Source organism: Mesorhizobium sp. WSM4898 (assembly GCF_029625845.1).
In the GTDB taxonomy this organism is placed as follows: Bacteria; Pseudomonadota; Alphaproteobacteria; order Rhizobiales; family Rhizobiaceae; genus Mesorhizobium.
This window is the reverse complement of sequence record NZ_JARTVQ010000002.1, coordinates 735,252-754,367: the sequence shown is the minus strand read 5'-3', so window position 1 is coordinate 754,367 and position 19,116 is coordinate 735,252. Positions and strand designations below refer to the sequence as shown.

Here is a 19,116-nt window from a genome sequence, read left to right as displayed (position 1 = left end):
GAGCGAAAGACATGCGGATCGCCATTCTGGGCGGCGGCGGTGCCATGGGTGGCATTTTCGGCGGCTATCTTGCCCGAGCAGGCAATGACGTGACGCTGATCGACGTCTCGACGCCGGCCGTGCAAGCGATCAACGACAACGGCCTCACGATCGAGGAGAAGGACGGTTCCCAACCGGTTATCCGCGTTCCGGCAACAACGGAGCCGTCGAAGGTCGGACCGGTCGACCTGATCATCAATTTCGTCAAATGCTATCACACCGATGCGGCGGTCCGCGCGGCGGCGCCGATGATCTCGGGGCACACGGCGGTGCTCAGCCTGCAGAACGGCTGGGGCAACGCGCCGCGCATCGCCGGCATTGTGGGCGAAGACAAGGTCCTGGTCGGCCTGACTTACCACGGCGGCACGTTGCTCGGCCCCGGCAGGGTGAAGCATCCCGGCGTCGGGATGACCTACATCGGCGAACTGAGCGGCAAGGCGACACCTCGCCTGGACAAGGTGATCGAGACCTTCCGTGCCGCGCAGATCGAAACCGCCAGGTCCGAGCGCATCCTGGACGAGGTCTGGAAGAAGCTGGCGCTGAACGCCTGCACGCTGCCGGTCGCCGGCCTATTGCATTTCATGTCGCACGAACTGGTCGCCTTCGACGGCGCGAAGTCGCTGATGGCGGCAATCCTGAAGGAAGTCGTGGCGGTTGCCAAAGCGCAGGGCATTTCGCTCGACTATGACGAGCGCTGGGCCGCGATAACGGGGTTGCTGGAGAAGGCCGTGGGCGGCAAGGCCTCGATGCTCCAGGACGTCGAGGCGCGGCGCCAGACGGAGATCGAGGTCATCAACGGCGCCATCGTCGACGCCGGCAAGCGCACCGGCGTGGCCACGCCGGTGAATGAAACCATGGTCTGGATGATCCAGGCCAAGCAAGCTCACTACCTTCAGGCGAAGGCATAGCCATGCCGGCCGCACTTGTCAGCGCTTGAGGTCGACATGGCGCCGCGCCTGCAGATCTCGCAGCTTTGCAAGACGTTCCCCGGCGTTCGGGCACTCGACGACGTGTCGATAGCGGTCGAGCCCGGTGAAATCCGGGCACTGCTTGGCGAGAACGGCGCCGGCAAGTCCACGCTGGGAAAAATCGTTGCCGGCGTCTACAGCCGCACCAGCGGTGAGGTGCGGCTCGACGACGCCGTACTCGGCGACCTCGACGAGAAGGCCGCGGGCGAGCTGGGCATCGGCATCGTCCATCAGGAAGGCTCGCTGGTGCCGCAGCTGTCGGTCGCGGAAAACATCTTTGCCGGCCGTCAGCCGACAAAATGGTTCGGCCAGGTCGATATCCGGCTGATGCGCGAAAGAGCGCACGCTCTCATCGCCCAGCTCGGCGTCGCCATCGATCCGGCAATGAAAGTGGCATTCCTGTCGCCAGCCCAGGCGCAGATCGTCGAGATCGCCAAGGCATTGTCGCGCGAACTGAGGCTGCTGATCCTCGACGAGCCGACGGCGGCGCTGACGCTGACCGAAACCGAAAAGCTCTTCGAGATCGTGCGCCGGCTGGCCAGGGACGGCGTTTCGGTCATCTATGTCTCCCACCGCCTGGCCGAGATCTTCGCGCTCTGCGATTCCGTCGCGGTGCTCAAGGATGGGCGGCTCGCCGGTACGCGCAAGGTCGCCGAGACGACGACGGACGAGTTGATACGGCTGATGGTCGGGCGGGAGGTTCATCTCACCCGCGCGGCTTCGGCGCGGCAAGCGGATCCGGTCGTTTTTGAAGCCGACGGGTCTCCGCGCCGCCGCTTGTGCGCTCGGCTTCGATCACCGTGCGCGCCGGTGAGGTTGTCTGTCTTGCCGGATTGATCGGTTCCGGGCGGAGCGAATTCTGCGAGGCCATTTTTGGCGCCAGGCGCCGCACGGCTGGCGACATCCGGATCGGAGGCGCACCGGTCGACCCTCAGGGCCCGTGGGACGCCAAGCACGCCGGCATCGGCATGGTTCCGGAGGATCGCAAGACGTCGGGTCTCTTCCTCGGGATGGACCTCGTCAACAACATCGCCGCCACCGTGCTTTCGAAGGTCTCGTCCGGCGCCAACTTCTCCAACAGCAAGGCCGAACGGCTCGCAGGCGGTTTCGTCAAAGAGCTGCGCATCGCCACCCCCAGCGTGCGCAAGATCGTCGGCGAGCTTTCGGGCGGCAACCAGCAGAAAGTCCTGCTGGCGAAATGGCTGGCCATGGAGCCGCGCCTGCTCATCGTCGACGAGCCGACGCGCGGCGTCGATGTCGGCGCTCGTTCCGAAATTTACCGCCTGCTGCGCGGACTGGCGGAGAAGGGCGTGGCGCTTCTCGTCGTCTCGTCCGAGCTGCCCGAGGTGCTGGCGCTTGCGGACCGGATCGTCGTGATGGCCGAGGGCCGCACGGTCGGGGAATTGCCGGGCGAGGGGGCGACCGAAGAGCAGGTGCTGCGGCTGGCGACCCGGTTCACATCGTCGGTCGCGAACGTACGCGAGCAAGCGGTTGGAGCATGAGCGTGGCACAGATATCCCAGAACGAAGCGCAGGCCCCGGTCGAACAGCGCGAGGCCCTGCCGCTGCGCATTGTGCGCCGCCTGGCCAACTCGCGTGAGCTGACATTGTTCGTGCTCGTCGTGCTGCTCGCGCTGGCGATGACCATCGTCTATCCGCACAACTTCCCGACCGGGCCGAACATGCGCGCCGTGCTGCTCAATCTGGCACCCGTCGGCATTCTCGTCTGCGGCATGATGCTGCTGATGATCGCCGGCACTTTCGACCTGTCCGTCGGATCGACGCTCGCGCTTTCCGGGGTGTGGGCCGGTGTGGTTGCCGGGTGGTGGGGCTGGCCGGCGGAATCGGCTCTTCTCGTCGGCATTCTGGTTGGCGCGGTTGCCGGCTTGATCAACGGGCTGATCGTCACCCGCATCGGCATCAACGCGCTGATCGCGACGCTCGGCACGCTCACCATCTATCGCAGCCTGACCTATGTGACGGCCGGAACGGGCGTCACGCCGATCTCCGACAGCTTCGCCGAATATGGCCGCGCCGCCGATCCGATCCTGCGCATCCAGTCGCCGTTCTGGGCGATGCTGGTCCTCGTGCTGGTCGGCGGCTGGCTGGTCGCGCGCACCCGCTTCTTCCGCCAGTTCTATTTCGTCGGCGGCAACCCGCGCGCGGCCCAACTGTCCGGGATCCGCGTCGACAGGCTGATCCTCATCGGCTTCATCATAATGGGTGCGCTGGCGGGCATCGCCGGTGTGCTCGGGGCGGCGCGGCTCAACAGCGCTGTTGTCAATGCCGGCGTCGGCATCGAACTCAAGGTCATCACCGCAACGGTCCTTGGCGGCGCCAGCCTCAAGGGCGGCGAGGGCACCATTCTGGGCGGCATTCTCGGCGTGCTTTTTATCGCGCTGATCGAGAACGCCATGATCATCAACGCGGTTGGCGTTTTCTGGCAGGGACTGGTCGTGGGGCTTGTCCTGCTGTTCGCTGTTTCGCTCGACCGCTTCAAGACCGCGGGCCGCGGCTAGGCCCGCGGGAACCGAGGGGAATCCGGCAAGGCCGGTGGACTGCAAAAACTGGGAACAGAACCCAATCAGGAGGAAACGGGAATGCGCTTCATGCTGAAATCGACATTGGTCGCCTTGGGGATAACGACGCTCGCGGCAGCCGTGACGGCACCGGCGCGCGCGCAGGAATCGTCTTTCGGCCCGGCCGACGCGAAGGAAACCTATTACTGGATTTCCAACAAGGCCAACCTGCCGCTCTTCGTGCAATACGACTATGTCGGCATGAAGAAGATCGCCGAGGAGCTCGGCGTCAAGGTGGTTGTGGCCGGCCCGACTGATTTCGACCTGCCAGGCTTCATCGCCGCGGTCGATCAGGTCTGCGCCCAGAAGCCGAACGGCGTGTCCGTGGTGGGCGGCTGGGATCCGTCGCTGACGGAATCGGTCAAGAAGTGCCTGGAGCAGGGCGTCCCCACCGTCGTCGATGACGGCGACCTGCCGGACTCCGGTCGTCTCGCCTATATCGGCACGAACTGGACGCAGGTCGGTGTCGCTCAGGCCAAGAAGATGATGGAGAAGCTGCCCAATGGCGGCAAGCTCGCTATGATGTCGATCATCAACGCTGGTAACATGCGGGAGGCAGTCGCCGGCTTCAAGGCCTATATCGAGGCTAATGGCGGCGGCAAATACAACATCGTCTCCAACGAGGACGACGGCGGCGATGCGCAGAAGGTGGCGCAGGTGACGGCCGCGATCCTCGCTGCCCATCCCGACATCGCCGGCTTAGCGGGCTTCGATTCGGAGTCGGGCGCCGGCATCGTGACCGCGTTGCGCGAGGCCGGCAAGAATCCGGGCGACATCAAGGTAACGGCGATGGAGCAGACGCCGGACTTCTTCAAGACCGCCAAGGAAGGCTGGGTCGACGGCATAGTGGTGCAGAACCGCGAACTGTTCATCTACTACGCGGTCAAGATCCTGCACGACTACAACCACAACGGACTGAAGTCCGCCGGCCTCGGCGCCAGCGACGGTGGCCGCCCGGTTCCGGACACGCTCGACACCGGCGTGCTGCTCGTCACCAAGGACAATGTCGACAAGGTGACGGCCGCGCTCGGCGTCAAGTAATCGACCACCACGCTGAGGGTTCTGCCCTCTTGCCTCCGGCGTTTCATTCCTTGGCCGCCGGAGGCAACATCGAAGCCAGCCAACCCAGAAGTCGCGCCCATGGCCGCAATGGTGACAACGGACGAACCGAACATCCCGGACGAGGTGGACATCCACGATCCGGCGTTCGTTGCCGATCCATTCTCGGCTTTCGAGCATTTGCGCCGGGAGTGTCCGGTAGCACGCTCGAACAAATACGGGGGCTTTTGGTTGCTGAGCCGCTACGACGATGTGCGGAGCGCCGCAATCAATTGGCGCGACTACACGTCCAGCGTTCCCGGCGTGACGGCCATTCCCGTGATCACGCCGCGGACCGAACCCCAACTGCCGATCGAAATCGATCCGCCCCGGCATTCGCGTTATCGCGCCCTGGTCAACCCGGTCTTCGCGCCGCAGCGAATTGCCGCGATCACACCTCGCGTAAAAATGCTGGCCCGGTCGCTCTTCGAAAAGATGATCGCTGCGAGAAAGGCCGAGGCCGTTGCCGAATTCTGCGTGCCGGTTGCGATCACGTCGCTCGCGGCCTTCACCGACGTGCCGCTGCAAGACTCGGACAAGTGGGTCGGCTGGATCACCAGCATGTTCAACGTGAAGGACCCGAGCGCTGGAGCGACGGCAAGCCGCGAACTCAACACCTATATCGAGACCCTCATTGCGGCGCGACGCGCCAAGCCGACGGGCGATTTCGTCAGCATGCTGTTAGCGGCCGAGATTGACGGCGAAAGGCTCGACGACATTCAGATCCGCTCGTTCATGAGCGTCGTGTTCGGCGCGGGTTTCGAGACCACGGCGGACGCCCTTTCGGTCATGCTGCACTGGCTGGCCGGGCATCCGGAGGCGCTGGATCGGCTTGCAAGTGAACCGGAGCTTGTTCCGACCGCGGTGGAGGAGTTCCTGCGCTATTCCTCGCCGATCGAGATTTTCGGCCGCAATGCCTCGCATGATCTGTGCCTGCACGGTCGCGAAATAAGGCGGGGCGACATTGTGGCCCTTGGTTACGGCGGGGCGAACCGGGACCCGTCGGTATTCGATGTGCCGAACGAGATGCGCCTCGATCGCAGTCCCAACAAGCATCTCACCTTCGGAGCCGGCCCGCATCTGTGCGCCGGCGCGGGCGTGGCGCGCATGGAAATGGCGGTGACGCTCGAAACGCTGATCGGGACCGGCGCGAGGCTCGCACCGGGATCGGAGCAAGAGCTTCGCTGGAAGACACGCGGCGACCGGCGCGGGCTCGCTCGCCTGCCGCTCACAATCGACACGAGAAAGACGAACTGACGATGACGCTTCAACCCACCACCCGCATCCGCTTCCACGGCGTGGCCGCCTACGAGATCGTAACGAGCAACGGGCTGCGCATCCTTTGCGACCCGTTCCTCGACCAAAATCCTGGAGCCGCGACCAAATCCACCGACTTCGACCATGTCGATCTGGTGATCGTCAGCCATGCGGCGTTCGATCATCTCGGCGACACCGACAAGATCGCCGCGACCTACGGCTGTCCGGTTGTCTGCGGCGGCGAGGTGAAGGCCTGGCTGATGGATCGGGGAATCCCGGCCAGCCAGATCCGCGCGACGACCTGGGGCATCCGGGTCAAGGTGGCCGGCATTGAGATCCAGCCGCTGGAGTGCCATCACTGGTCGCAGATCAGGCTGAAGGACAACTCCTTCATCTCCGGCGTGCCGATGGCCTTCATCGTCTATGCCGACGGGCTGCGCTTCTATCACTATGGCGATACCGCCATTTTCTCCGACCTGAAACTGCAGGGCGAACTCTATAAACCCAATGTCGGCTGCATCGGCATCGCCAATCCGCAGGAGATCCTGCATCTCAATCCGATGCCGGGAGAAATGTTGACGGGCGAGATGAGTCCCTATGAAGGTGTGCTGGCGACCCAGTGGCTCGGACTCGAGACTGTCCTACCGTGCCACTACATCACGCTCGATGGCGACAAGGACGTCGCCGCCTACATGGAACATCACGGCGCGGCCAGGGCTCGCGGCGAGGCCATTGCCGATCCCTATCTGCTGCGGGCCGGCGACTGGATCGAATTCGATGCCGATGGCAGGGTCGTGCGCCCCGCGAAGGCGGCATGATGCGGGCCGCCATTTTCGACCAACCGCAGTCGATCCGCATCACCGATGCGCCGAAGCCCGTTCCTGGGCCGGGCGAAGTGCTGGTGCGCGTCAGGGCTGCGGGCCTTTGCGCCGGTGATCTCTATATCTATACCGGCAGGAACCCCTATGTGACTTATCCTCGGATCGGCTGTCACGAAATCGCCGGCAGGGTCGAGGCTTACGGGCCAGGAGCGGCCGGTCCGAAGGTCGGGACGCGTGTCGTCGTCGACCCCTTCATCGGTTGCGGCCATTGCTATCCCTGTCGGATCGGCAAACGCAATTGCTGCGCCAATCTCACCATCATCGGGGTGCATCGCGAAGGCGGCTTCGCTGAATTCGTCACCGCGCCCGCGGGCAATCTGAACGTCGTGCCGGAGGGGCTCTCCGACTTCGAGGCGGCATTCGCCGAGCCCGTCGCGATCGGCGTGCAGGGCTGCCGGCGCGGCATGGTCACGGGCGAGGACGCGGTTCTCGTCCTTGGCGCGGGTCCAATCGGGCTGGCGATCGTCGAGGTCGCGCGGGCCCATGGCGCAAAGGTTTATGCCGCGGATCTGTCGGCGGAGCGGCTGTCCACCGCCGCCGATCTGGGCGCAATCCCTGTGGCCGGCGGTGAAGGGCTGCTTGAACGGGTCAAGGAGATCACGAACGGCGAAGGCATGCCCGTGGTGCTGGAGGCTACGGGGGCGGCGCCGGCGATGGAGCAGACCATCGATCTCGTTGCCGCCGGCGGCCGCGTCGTCATTCTCGGTCTCGTCAAGAAAGGACAAGGCGTCACGCTGCCCGGGCTGGATTTCACCCGCAAGGAGGTCACCATCCTCGGTTCGCGCGCCTCCGTCGATTGCTTTCCCGAGGCGATCGACCTGCTTGCGTCGGGCAAGATTCATTATCCCAAAATCGCCAGCAGCTTTGCGCTGTCTGAGGCGCCCACCGTCTTCAAAACACTCGCTGACAATCCGATGGCTCTGCACAAGGCCGTCTTCATCCCGGAGGCCGCATGAAATTCGTCGCTTTCTCTCACAAGCAGGCCGGACATCGCCAGCACGCCGGCATTCTGGACGGCGAGCAGGTCGCCTGCCTGACCGAAGCCGGACTGGCAGCGTCGGTGCTCGAGGTCGTGCAAGGCGGCGAGGCGGCGCTGGAGAAAGTCCGCGCGGGACTTGCCAAGGCGCCGCGCTATGCGCTTGCCGATACTATCCTCGAAGCGCCTATTCGTCCCGGCAAAGTGCTCTGCTCCGGGATCAACTACAAAGGTCATGCCGAGGAAAACCCGAATGCCAAGATGCCGACCGAGCCATTCTTCTTCGCCAAGCTGCCGTCATCGGTGGTCGGGCCCGATGTGCGGGTCGAAAAGCCGGTCCGGACGGAGCAGATGGATTATGAGGTCGAATTCACGGCCGTGATCGGCAAACCTCTGCACAAGGCTTCCGAAGCCGACGTGATGCCGGCGATCTTCGGCTATACGCTGCTCAACGACATCTCGGCCCGCGACGTCCAATTCAAGGACAACCAGATCACCATCGGCAAGAATTTCGCGGGCTTCGCACCGATCGGCCCATGCATCGTCACCACTGATGAACTGACCAGGCCGGACGACGTGGCGCTCAAGACAAGGCTGAACGGCAAGCTTTTGCAGAACGGCAGCACCTCGGACTGGCTGTTCTCGCTGCCGCGGCTGATATCCTTCCTTTCGCACTACGTGCCGCTGGAACCAGGCGACCTCGTCTCGACCGGAACGCCGGCGGGCGTCGGCGCCTTCCAGAAGCCGCAGATATTCATGAAGGCTGGCGACGTCGTGGAAATCGAGGCCGCCGGCATCGGTGTGCTTAGAACCCCCATCGTGGCCGGATAGAGGGCATGGACCGGTCCCTGCGCATCGGCGTGATCGGCTGCGGCTTCTTCGCGCAGAACCATTTGCATTCCTGGAGCGACCTCGCCGAAAAGGGCGCCCAGCTTGCCGCCGTCTGCGACGTGGATGCCGCCAAGGCGCGCGCGGCCGGCGAGACATTCCGTGTGCCGTATTATTTGGACGCCGCAAAGATGCTCGAGGCCGAGCGCCTCGACGTGGCCGATATCGTGACACGCCACGACACGCACCGGCCGTTGGCGGAAATGGCGCTCGCGCGCGGCCTGGCCACAATCGTGCAGAAGCCCTTCGCATCGACATGGGAAGATTGCATCGCGATCGTCGAAGCTGCGCAGAAGGCAAATGCGTGGCTTGCCGTGCATGAGAACTTTCGGTTTCAGGCGCCGATGCGCGCCGTCCGCAAGGTAATCGACAGCGGCGCGATCGGAACACCGAGCTGGGCAAGGATACGCTTCAGGACCGGCTTCGACGTCTACAAGACCCAGCCCTATTTCTATGACGAGGAGCAGCTCGCGATTGCCGATGTCGGTATCCACATGCTGGACCTGTCCCGCTTCTTCCTCGGCGAGGTCGAGCACATCTCCTGCGAAACACAGAAGCGCAATCCACGCATCCGCGCCGAGGACACGGCGACCATGCTGCTCAGGCATCAAAGCGGCGCGGTGTCGGTCGTGGAATGCACCTACGAGTCGCGCCGATTGCCGGATCATTTCCCTGAAACGCTGCTCGTCATCGAAGGTCCGAGGGGGGCCATTTCGCTCGAAGCCGGTTGCAGCATGACGGTGACCAGCGATGGCGCGACGTGGACCGAAGACGCAAGCTCGCCGCTCCTGTCCTGGACCGCTTATCCCTGGCATGTCGCCCAGCAAGGCGTGATCGGTGCATGCGGCCATTTCCTCGACAGCCTGCAGCGCGGCGTTCCGCCCGAAACCAGCGGTGAGGACAATCTCAAGACATACGCGTTGGTCGATGCCGCCTATCGCGCCGCCGGCGAACGGCGCGCGGTCGAACCTAAGCGTTGGAACCATGGCTTAGCCAATGGCGGAGAGCGGCCATGAGCATTTCGCCTGCCGAAGCGGCCTTTGCCCTCACCGTCGTCTTCGATCTTGTCGAAGGGACCTTTCCCGAATTCTACCGGCTCGTGTCGGAGAACGCGTCTCTGTCGGTGGAACTCGAGCCGGGATGTCTGCGCTTCGATGTGCTGACCCCGTTAGGCACGCAAAAGCCGTCCCAGATATTCCTGTACGAGATCTATCGCGATCGGGCTGCCTTCGACCTGCACCTCGCTTCGGCTCACTATCTGAGCTTCGATGCCAGCACGCGTGACATGGTGAGCCGCAAGACTGTCGTCACCTACAGGGTGGACGAGAATTCCAAGCAGGCGGTGGCATGACCGCCAATGCCGATCTCCTTGCGCTTTACGGCACCGACGAGCCGCTTCCGCAACGGAGGCTTCTTGCCGCCGGACCGCTGACCGCCGTTCTCGAGGACGGCAATCTGCGGACGATCTGTTTTGCCGGCGTGGAGGTGGTGCGGGCGATCAACTATCTTGCGCGCGATGCGTCCTGGGGGACTTACAAGGCCGAACTGTCCAACATGCGCATTTCCGAGGACGGCACGTCGTTCGAGCTTCGCTATGACGGACTCTGCGCCGGCCCGCAGGGACGTTTCGCCTATCGCATGAAGATTCGTGGCGACGCTTCGGGCGAGCTGACCTTGCAAGCGGATGGCGTGGCGCTCACCGATTTTCCCACCAACCGCACCGGTTTCGTGGCGCTTCATCCTTCAGAGGCGGCGGGCAAAAGGCTGACCATCCGGCATAGCGACGGAAGCATCGAGGAGACGACATTTCCCAAATTGATCAGCCCGGACCAGCCTGCCTTCGACATTTCAGCGCTGACGCACGAGCCAGCACCCGGCCTGGTCTGCGCCGTCGCCATGGAAGGCGATGCCTTCGAGATGGAGGACCAGCGCAACTGGACGGACGCCTCGTTCAAGACTTATGTGCGGCCGCTCTCAAAGCCCCGACCTTATGTCATCGGCAAAGGTGTGAAGGACATACAGCGCGTCACGGTTTCCGTGCGCGCCGAGACATCGGCGCCTGGACCGGCTATCAGCAGTCCAGCAACCCTGACCCTTGGCGGACCTGCCGGGCGGATGTCGTCGATAGCGCTGTTCGTCGATCCCGACCAACTGCCGGCAGCCATCGCCGGCGCGGCTTCGCTTGGCCCGGTGCCGGAGATCATACTGCGCTTCGACAGCGCGCGCGGGCATGATCAACGCGTGCTGGAAAAGGCGGCCGAGCTTGCGAGCGCGCTTGGCGGCGGGCTGGCGGTCGAGGCGATCTTTGATGCGATCCACCCCGGGGTCGAGGCCCAGGGTCTTGCAGCTATGGTTCGCTTGGCGGGCGTCGAACCGAGCGCCATTCTGGTTTCACCACGGCGCGAATTCAAGACACGCCCCTCGAACTATTTGCCGAACGGTGAGCGACCGATTGACGAGATCGTGCAGGCATTGCGGGCTGTCGGTCTCGCTTGTCCGATTGGGGCTGGTACGCCCTCCCTATTCACCGAATTCAACCGCAACCCGCCGACCGGCGATGCGGATTTCGTCTTCTTCGGCAACAGCGCCATCGTGCATGCCGCCGATGAGCAGTCGGTCATGGAGACCCTGACCGTTTATCCTGCAGTCATGGAGACAGCACGGCAATTGTGTCCCGGAAAGCCGATCTGGCTTGGGCCTTGCACGATCGGCTTGCGCCACAATCCCTATGGTGAGGCGGTCGCAGCCAATCCCGGAAATACCCGGGTGCCCGCCGCCGGCACCGACCCGCGTCAGCGTGCATTGTTCGGTGCCGCCTTTGCCGTCGGCATCGCGGCCCGGGCCGCTGAGACCGCCGCCGAGCAATTCATATTGGCAGCACCGACTGGACCCTTCGGGCTCTTGAACGAGGACGGCTCCCGACGACCTTTGCAAGCCGTCCATGCCCAGATCGCTGAGGCCGCCGGCGTCGAACGCTATGGGATTTCGAGTGATTGGCCAGGCGTGGCAGCGATTGCCTTTCGTCTCGGCACAACTATCCGCGTGCTGGCGGCCAACCTGACCCCAGTGCCGATCGATATCGCGCTATCCTGGGATGCTAAACTGCTCTGCGTTGCAGATGAGGACACGAAGCCGGCGAAACCCCCGCTGACCACCCATACATTGGGACCGTACAACTGTGTCGCTCTTCAGTTTGTCCAGACACCCAGTCGACCGGACGGCAGGCCCAGGAAAAGCTGAACGTCAAGATACGCAATCCAAAGCGGGATGTCTCGTCTCTCAGCTATTTGCGCGGGCGGGGTGATGGCGCCCGGCAGGAGCATGGAGTGCGCGGACAGGCCTCAAGATCAGCAGCTTCTGCAGGCGAGCGGCGCCTCCGAAGCGCTGAACCTTCGATTGTTGCGTCGGCGTCGAGCCGCCAAAGACGTGTGCGGTCAACAGCCTCCGTACATGAGCTTCGGCAGCCAAATAACGATCGAGGGGAACACGATGCACAACCCTACTCCGATCGCCTGCAGGCATAAGAAGGGAACGGCGGATCGGAAGATCGTCGCCATCGATATCTCCGGTGGCGCGACACTCTTCAAGTAAAACAGTGAATAGCCGAACGGTGGGCTCAGGAACGCCATCTGCATGTTGACCATGAAAATGACGCCATACCACAGCGGCACGTCTTCAGGAGCCACACCGGCTAAGCCGAACGTACCGCCGAATTCGAGGGACTTAAGGATGGGCAGAAATATCGGTACGGTGAGAAGGAGAATGCCCACCCAGTCCAGAAACATGCCCAGGACGAACAGGATGATCATCATCAGAACAAGAATGCCGTAAGGCGCGAATCCAGTTCCGAGAATGGATTCGGCGACGAAGCTCTGCCCGCCCTTCAGGATGAAGAAGCCGACGAACATGGTGGCTCCGAAGAATATCCACATCACCATCGCAGTCGCCTTGAGGGTCGCCACGCCGGCTTCCCGGATCGTGTCCCAAGTCAGGCGGCGATGGGCGGCGCAGACGATGAAAGCACCGAATGTGCCGATGCCGGCGGCTTCAACAGGCGTTGCTATGCCAAGGAAGATGACTCCGAGCACAAGCAGGATGAGCAGAATGGGCATGAACGTGCGGCGCAGAAGCCTCAGCTTCTCCCCAAAGCCGATGCGCTCGCTCGGCGGCAAAGCCGGGCCGAGCTTGGGGTTGACGTAGCAGCGCGCCGTGACATAGACGACATACATCCCAGACAGCAGCAGCCCTGGGAATACCGACCCGATCAAAAGCTCGCCTAACGACTGTTGCGCGACGACGGCGTAGACGATCGCCATCACCGAAGGCGGTATGAGGATGCCAAGCGTTCCTCCGGCGAGCAGCGAACCGCAGGCGAGCTTTGCGTCGTAGTTGCGGCGGAGCATCGCTGGCAGAGCGATCATGCCCATTGTCACTTCCGTCGCACCGACGACCCCAACCATTGCTGCGAGCAGGGTGCACGAGATTATGGTGGCCGAGGCAAGTCCGCCTTTCAGCCCACCCAGCCATTTATAGACGACGTCAAACAGCTCCTCGATGATCCCCGCTTTCTGAAGGATCGCGGCCATGAAGATAAAAAGCGGCACCGCCGAGAGCTGATAATCCGTCATGAAGGGAAAAATCCGCGACGGCAGCATGTTCAGCATGGCCGCATTACCGAATAAGAAGAGGAAGAGAACGGCGAGGCTGCCCGTGCAGAAGGCCATTGGCAGCCCGAGCAATAAAAGAACGCCCAGTCCGCCGAACATGAGGATGCTCAGCCACAGGATTGGAAGCTCGAGACCCATGGCTTAGCGGAGCCTTCTTGTTGCGGTCGCGATGTCACGCATCAGGCGAGACACGCCTTGAAGCAGCAGCAGCGCGGCGCCAACAGGAATCGCCAGCTTCACCGGCCAATACTGAATACCCCACTCGGTGAAAGAACTCTCGCCCACCGCCATCGCGTCGCTGGCAAAACGCCAGCCGGCAACGAGCATTGTACCCACGAACAGGAAAAAGAATGCCGAGGTGATGATATCGCAGATCGCCCGGCCACGTTCGGAGAGGTGGCTGTACACGATGTCGACCCTGACATGGGTCTCATCGCGATAGGCATAGGCCCCAGCCAGCATGTATTGCATACCGAACATCAGAAACATGCTCTCGTGCACCCAGTTGGTCGGGGAGTTGAAAACGAAGCGGGCGACCACCTCGTAATAGTACGCCATGACCGCGAGGACCGACCAATAGGCGACGAACTCGCCTGTCACTCTTACAAGCCAGTCGACCGGCCTAAATGGCGCAAGAGGCTGTTTGACGGGCGTCGCGGGCACATCGACGACGATCTCATGGTGGGTTGCGGCGCGCCCAGTCTCACGGGCGCGGGCGCGCCGCACAAGACCGGGTATGAGAAGGGCGTCGCCGACAATAATGAGACCGAGCAGAAGTCCCGCAATCCGGCTGATGCTGCTGTCCCACTCGAGCCCGTGAACGGCCGCCGTCAGATTGTTGCGCGCCGCCGCGGCCTCAGCCTCAGCTTTTGCAAGTCGATCGGCAGCCCCCTGCTTGTTGGCTGCCGTATCTGCCTTGGCACGCGGCAACAGTCTCTCGGCGTGCTCGCTCTGGGATCGCGCGAGTGAAACTGCCTCGCGTCCATCGCGCACCTGGGTGCTTGTCCAAAGTACCGCGATGAAGAACGGGATAAAAATGAATCCCCAACTGCTCTTCAGATAGAAGCGGTGCATGCCGAGGAAGCCGGCTGTGACCAGGAACAGATAGGCAAGAAACAGGTTTGGACGGCCGGGATCACGCTGTGCCCGTTCTCGATGGACAAAATGAACGGCGGCCAGCGGAAAGACCGCGAGGGTTAACCAGTAGAGCCAGTGCGGCAGCACAAATGTTAGGGAAGGCATCGGCGAACGCCTGCTGCAGGAGCGAGCGCCCGTCCGGCTCAGGACGGGCGAAAAGAGGGTTCACAGGTTGATGGTCAGCCCCTGGTACATGTCCGGAGTGACATAACCGACTGTCGGGTTCTCCATGACCTCGAGCTGCAACTTGAAGATGCGCGCTGCGTCCTTGTCCTTGTTGGCCCACTCGAACCAGATGGGCACCGCGATTTCCTGGAACTTCTGGAGGTCCTCCGGTCCAAGCCGATTGATTTCAATGCCGGCATCAAGGAATTTTTGCCAAGCCTCCATGTCGGCCTTCTGGATCGAGCCGAAATGGGCATTGGAATAGACTTGGATCTCGTCTTCCACGAACTTCTTGAGGTTGTCCGGGAGTTGGTTCCAGACATTCATGTTGACGGCAAAGTCCATCAGGTCGACGGGCTGGTATACGGACATCAGACCGGCTGGACCCATGGAAATGTACTTGGTCACCTGCTGGAAACCGAGGGCCCAGTTTACGGCCGGACCGGTGTAGTCGGCGGCATCGATCGTGCCCTTTTCCAGCGCGGAGAACACCTCGCCGCCCGGCAGCAACGTCGTCTTGGCACCGGCTTTCGCAAAGGTTTCGGCGATCATGCCGCCCGGTACGCGCAGTTTCAGATCCCTAAAATCCTCGATTGAGCGGATCGGTGTCTTTGAGTGGATGATGTTCGGGCCGTGATGAAGTGCGGTTGACGTAGTAAAGGCCTTGTTTCGCATAAAGGTCGCGCGCGGCCTGCAGACCCCCTTTTGAATAGAAAAAGATATCCCATTCGTGCGGATAGCGTAGCCCCAACGTGTAAGAGGACAGGAACGCCGTAGCGGGAAGCTTGCCGGCCCAATAAAGTGAAAACGAGTTCATCGCTTCCAGTACGCCGTTCTTCACCCCGTCGAGGAGTTCGAAGTCACCAACGATATCCTTTGCCTTGAACGGCTGAAATTCGAGTTGGCCTCCGGTTTTTTCCTTGATGGTGCCACACCAGTTTTGGAAGGTTTCAAGTCCGACACCCGCCGGCCACGAGGTTTGGATTTTCCAGGTGATTGCGTCTGCGGCTCCGGCCCTTCGAACCCAGGGCGCGGTGACCGCCGTCGCCGTTAGCCCAGCGAGTCCACTCGTCTTCAGAAACTTTCGCCTTGATTGGGAACGCGATTCTCCGTCCATTGCTTTCCTCCCTGTTCGGCAAGCGGGCAAATGATGGGCCCGTCGCCGGTCTCAAATCGCAAAATCAATGACGCAAAGGATGTCCCGTTCTTGTGGGACCAGAGCTGCCTCCTTTTTCGCAGTCGTTTCCAGCCGGATGCCAACGCCATAAACGATAGCGACAGGGACCGGCGCAGCCTGTAAATAACATAACGCGGCGCAATCATTTTCAACCACTGCGCGCCCGATCCATAGTATGCCTGTGCGGCTGTAATAAATCCATTGGTGAGTCACGCCCAATGACGCGCTCGGGGCGTCGATCTGATGCTTCAGAATTGGGATTGGGGTAAGAGCCATCGGCTCGTACTGAGCGAGTCCTTGCAGGCCCGCGAGGTCAGTCAGATGTAGGACGCGCGAGTTGCTGGTGATGAGCTGTTCGACACGCAATGCTGAATTGCGCGATTGAGATGGGGCACACTCAGTCCGAGCGCGTCCGCCATGACTTCCCCATGCGGTATAAACCAGCTCTGGCAAATGGCGTTCGGGCGTCTTCCAGTATTTGCGCAGGCGGGATGATGGCGGCGCCCGGCGGGAGCATGGAGTGCGTGATAGGCCTCAAGATCAGCAGCTTCTGCTGGCGTCCGGTGGATACGGATCGGTCAGTCGACCGTCGCTTGACCCGTTGCCTCCTTAATCTTGTCCAAGACCGCTTCAGGCGCCACGTCGCGCTTCAGCTCCTTCAACTCATTGTCTGCTTCCGTCGGAACATCCAGGCGCTTCGCGATCTCCTCGACCAGTTTGATGAGCTTGGTCGTCTCATGCTCGTTGAGCAGGCTCACCTGCAGATCGAGGTCTGCCCGCGCATCATCCTGGGCGGCCATGCGGTTCTGGTTGATCAGTACGAACGTTGAGAGAAAGATCGCCTCGACCGAGGCGAACATGGCCAGAATAACCAGAGAAGGATCCCAGGGTTTGATAAAGTTCACGATCCCGAAATTTAGGCCGATCCAGGCGCCAAAGAAGACGAGGTGGATGTAGACGAACATCATGCTGCCGGCAAACCTGCTGATTGCCGCCGCCGCGCGCTGCTCCAGCGATGCTGCCTTGGCATCGCGCTTCCGCCTCTCGACCAGTGCCTCGATGTTCCGCGCCAGGGCAGGGGCGAGCCCTTCCGCTGCCGGCGTGGTCGGAGTGGCGTAGCCCTGGTCCTCTGGAGCGGCTTTGGGATTCATTGTTGTCTCTCCCGTCTAGGCAGCCTAACTCGCTATTTGGCAATTCGCTCCATTTCACCGCTGTCCAGAGTGCCGAACGAGCGTCTTGTCCGGCGATCCTGCCCGATGCAACAGCGGTTGCTGCAGACCGGTGCAGGCTCGCTTCGCGTTGAGTTCGCAGGGCAGGACTCCTACTTAAGGGGATGCCCGCGAGCAGAAAAATCGATTCGACTGCACGGCTGGTTGCAGAGTGGCCGCTATCCCCGGCGGCGACGCTTGGATCGTCGGTGCGGGCGAGGGGCATTTTTCTTGAAATGCGCGCTCGCCTTCCGACGGACTTGAGAAGCCTGCTCCATACCGAGTCCCGGGTGCTTACCTTGCGTCTGCCGGAGGGCTCCCATGCCAATGTGAGGCCGCATCGGCGATCGTGTCCAAAGCCATGCAGGACATCGAAGACCTGCCCGTCATGCCTCGCGAGGTCGAGGACATTCTGACGATCTCGGCGGGCGAGCGTCACCGCTGGCTCAAGGCCGGCCGCTTGCAGAGCGCCGGGACGCGGACGGTGAAACTGCGTGGGCGCGCGAGGAAAATCACCTTCCACGTTTTTGATCCGCGCCTGATCGAGGATGTGCTCGACCGTGACCTTGTAGCGGTCTGGCGCGAGGAAGACGCTGCGAGAGCCGCCGAGAACCGACGCCGAGCCGCTGCAAGGGCGGCGCTCAAGCGCTCGCAAAAGAGCCGCGGCGCGGCCGCAACCGACGACAGCCAAAGCGAGGCAGTCCACTCCAACCTGCGCGGCTGGGAAGACTTCGAGCGCAACGGGCTCCTCCGCTGAGGTAGGGAGCGCCGTGTCATCTTTTGGGCGGACCGCAGCGCCCTTTGAGGACAGCGATGTCGGCCTCGCGGTCCCCACCGGGCGGCGAGGAGACCGGCGCGCCGACGAGAAACGCGCCAAGCGCGTCACCCGGCGACATATTCACGATACCCTTCGGTGGTGACACTCGGAGCCACGATTCTGTCGGCCTCGCCTCTCGAAGAAGGCTGGCTAAGATAATTGGCGGCAGTGTGGGAAAGAGCGTGACCATAGAGACATGACAAAGCAGAGAATTCTTTTTGATACCGATCCTGGCGTAGATGATGCCCTCGCGCTGCTTTACCTGCACCGTCATCCGAACATCGAACTGCTCGGCATCACAACTGTCTTCGGCAACGCATCGATATCGGTTACAACGCGCAATGCCAGGTTCCTCGCCGAGGCTTGGGGGATCAAAGCGCCCGTTCACGCCGGTGCTTCCGTTCCGCTAAACTGGTCCGGGGCGCCGCACCCCTATCCTGTCCATGTTCATGGCGCGAACGGGCTGGGGGATTATCCTATTGCCCAGGAAGCGCGGGAGGAGAAGGACACTGCCGCGCGATTCATCGTCGATACCGTCCGGCAGAATCCGCGTCAGGTGCGGTTGCTTGCTGTCGGAGGCCTGACCAACTTGGCGCGGGCACTGGAGGCCGATCCGGCGATAGCAGATCTAGTGCAGGACGTCGTCGTCATGGGTGGCGCGTTCGAAGTCCCTGGCAATGTGTCGCCCGTTGCCGAGGCCAATATCTATGCAGATCCGAAGGCAGCCGATCGAGTGTTTGCAGCCTCGTGGAAAGTGACCGCGGTTCCGCTCAATCTCACAAATCGAACGGTGATGACGCGACAGGATCTCGCCGCGGCCTCGGAAGGTGCCGATGCCGCCATGCAAATGGTAGCCGCACTGTCGCAAGGCTACATCGACTTCTACTTGCAATGGGGCGAAGCGGGTATGCTTGTGCACGACTGCAGCGCCGCAGTCTACCTGACCGACCCGCACTTATTCGCCACCCGATCCGGTTCGATCGTCGTATTGGAGGACGGCCCGGCGGCAGGTATGACCGTGCAGAGACTGGGCGCCGCCAGTTATTCACCGAACAAATGGGATCAACGTCCAATGCAGTCGGTGTGCGTTGGTGGCGATGCTGCAGGAATCTTGGCGAGGATTTACGCTGTCTGCAGGGGAAGTTTCGCGGAGCCATCCCCAAAAAGCTAAAAAGGCTCGCTCCGGCGAGAGAGCCGCGATAGCGCGCCCGAGCCTGTGGCGCGGCTTCTACCCACAGCCATCCAACGGGTCGGGCTCGA

The 19,116-nt window shown here is 62.3% G+C and carries 19 protein-coding genes and 1 pseudogene; 14 read left to right on the top strand and 6 right to left on the bottom strand.

The genetic code is table 11. The features are described 5' to 3' along the window. The first annotated feature begins 11 nt into the window (after positions 1-11). The 12 genes from P9228_RS11055 to P9228_RS11000 all read left to right on the top strand — a co-directional run bounded on the left by P9228_RS11055 (position 12) and on the right by P9228_RS11000 (position 11,925). The gene (locus P9228_RS11055) at positions 12-947 is read left to right on the top strand and encodes a 2-dehydropantoate 2-reductase (protein ID WP_278053413.1); all 936 of its coding nucleotides are present in this window, start codon (positions 12-14) and stop codon (positions 945-947) included. Between the two features lie 36 nt (positions 948-983). After that, a complete protein-coding gene (locus P9228_RS11050) occupies positions 984-1,844 on the top strand; it encodes an ATP-binding cassette domain-containing protein (RefSeq protein WP_278053412.1) in 861 nt (286 codons plus the stop codon). Then, on the top strand, positions 1,808-2,509 hold the full coding sequence (locus P9228_RS11045; protein WP_278053411.1) for an ATP-binding cassette domain-containing protein: 702 nt from the start codon (positions 1,808-1,810) through the stop codon (positions 2,507-2,509). Before P9228_RS11050 ends, P9228_RS11045 begins: the two co-directional genes overlap by 37 nt. Before the next feature lie 2 nt (positions 2,510-2,511). Next, positions 2,512-3,525, top strand: coding sequence for an ABC transporter permease (locus tag P9228_RS11040; RefSeq protein WP_245433337.1), 1,014 nt, complete (start codon positions 2,512-2,514; stop codon positions 3,523-3,525). A gap of 81 nt (positions 3,526-3,606) precedes the next feature. Then, positions 3,607-4,626, top strand: a complete 1,020-nt coding sequence (locus P9228_RS11035) for a substrate-binding domain-containing protein (protein WP_278053409.1) — start codon at positions 3,607-3,609, stop codon at positions 4,624-4,626. Between the two features lie 99 nt (positions 4,627-4,725). After that, positions 4,726-5,940, top strand: coding sequence for a cytochrome P450 (locus P9228_RS11030; protein ID WP_278053408.1), 1,215 nt, complete (start codon positions 4,726-4,728; stop codon positions 5,938-5,940). Positions 5,941-5,942: 2 nt separating this feature from the next. After that, a complete protein-coding gene (locus P9228_RS11025) occupies positions 5,943-6,758 on the top strand; it encodes an MBL fold metallo-hydrolase (RefSeq protein ID WP_095802630.1) in 816 nt (271 codons plus the stop codon). Next, positions 6,755-7,777, top strand: a complete 1,023-nt coding sequence (locus P9228_RS11020; RefSeq protein ID WP_245433335.1) for a zinc-binding alcohol dehydrogenase family protein — start codon at positions 6,755-6,757, stop codon at positions 7,775-7,777. The genes P9228_RS11025 and P9228_RS11020 overlap by 4 nt, the downstream gene beginning before the upstream one ends. Further along, complete coding sequence (locus P9228_RS11015; RefSeq protein ID WP_278053407.1) at positions 7,774-8,628, top strand: fumarylacetoacetate hydrolase family protein; 855 nt, start codon at positions 7,774-7,776, stop codon at positions 8,626-8,628. The genes P9228_RS11020 and P9228_RS11015 overlap by 4 nt, the downstream gene beginning before the upstream one ends. A gap of 5 nt (positions 8,629-8,633) precedes the next feature. Continuing rightward, positions 8,634-9,701 carry a Gfo/Idh/MocA family oxidoreductase gene (locus tag P9228_RS11010; RefSeq protein ID WP_278053406.1) on the top strand — a complete coding sequence of 356 codons (1,068 nt, stop codon included), beginning with the start codon at positions 8,634-8,636 and terminating at the stop codon, positions 9,699-9,701. Further along, positions 9,698-10,036: an antibiotic biosynthesis monooxygenase gene (locus tag P9228_RS11005; RefSeq protein WP_278053405.1), complete on the top strand. Its 339-nt coding sequence runs from the start codon at positions 9,698-9,700 to the stop codon at positions 10,034-10,036. The genes P9228_RS11010 and P9228_RS11005 overlap by 4 nt, the downstream gene beginning before the upstream one ends. Beyond that, positions 10,033-11,925: a hypothetical protein gene (locus tag P9228_RS11000; RefSeq protein ID WP_278053404.1), complete on the top strand. Its 1,893-nt coding sequence runs from the start codon at positions 10,033-10,035 to the stop codon at positions 11,923-11,925. The genes P9228_RS11005 and P9228_RS11000 overlap by 4 nt, the downstream gene beginning before the upstream one ends. Before the next feature lie 194 nt (positions 11,926-12,119). Here P9228_RS11000 and P9228_RS10995 read toward each other — a convergent pair whose 3' ends face one another. From P9228_RS10995 to P9228_RS10970, 6 genes are all read right to left on the bottom strand, one after another. Further along, positions 12,120-13,490 (bottom strand): TRAP transporter large permease subunit, encoded by a 1,371-nt coding sequence (locus P9228_RS10995; protein ID WP_278053403.1) that lies wholly within the window; start codon positions 13,488-13,490, stop codon positions 12,120-12,122. A 3-nt stretch (positions 13,491-13,493) separates the two neighbouring features. Beyond that, positions 13,494-14,594: a TRAP transporter small permease subunit gene (locus tag P9228_RS10990; protein ID WP_278053402.1), complete on the bottom strand. Its 1,101-nt coding sequence runs from the start codon at positions 14,592-14,594 to the stop codon at positions 13,494-13,496. Between the two features lie 60 nt (positions 14,595-14,654). Beyond that, the gene (gene dctP, locus P9228_RS10985) at positions 14,655-15,329 is read right to left on the bottom strand and encodes a TRAP transporter substrate-binding protein DctP (RefSeq protein ID WP_278053401.1); all 675 of its coding nucleotides are present in this window, start codon (positions 15,327-15,329) and stop codon (positions 14,655-14,657) included. Continuing rightward, entirely contained in the window at positions 15,235-15,771 is a 537-nt protein-coding gene (locus tag P9228_RS10980) for a twin-arginine translocation signal domain-containing protein (protein WP_278053399.1), read from the bottom strand. The genes dctP and P9228_RS10980 overlap by 95 nt, the downstream gene beginning before the upstream one ends. 51 nt (positions 15,772-15,822) lie before the next feature. After that, on the bottom strand, positions 15,823-16,197 hold the full coding sequence (locus P9228_RS10975) for a hypothetical protein (protein WP_127323781.1): 375 nt from the start codon (positions 16,195-16,197) through the stop codon (positions 15,823-15,825). Positions 16,198-16,409: 212 nt separating this feature from the next. After that, entirely contained in the window at positions 16,410-16,982 is a 573-nt protein-coding gene (locus P9228_RS10970; protein ID WP_095827618.1) for a DUF1003 domain-containing protein, read from the bottom strand. A gap of 182 nt (positions 16,983-17,164) precedes the next feature. Between P9228_RS10970 and P9228_RS10965 the strand changes: the two are divergent. Next, a pseudogene (locus tag P9228_RS10965) lies at positions 17,165-17,796 on the top strand (hypothetical protein). Between the two features lie 256 nt (positions 17,797-18,052). Continuing rightward, on the top strand, positions 18,053-19,027 hold the full coding sequence (locus tag P9228_RS10960) for a nucleoside hydrolase (RefSeq protein WP_095826172.1): 975 nt from the start codon (positions 18,053-18,055) through the stop codon (positions 19,025-19,027). The last annotated feature ends 89 nt before the right edge of the window (positions 19,028-19,116 follow it).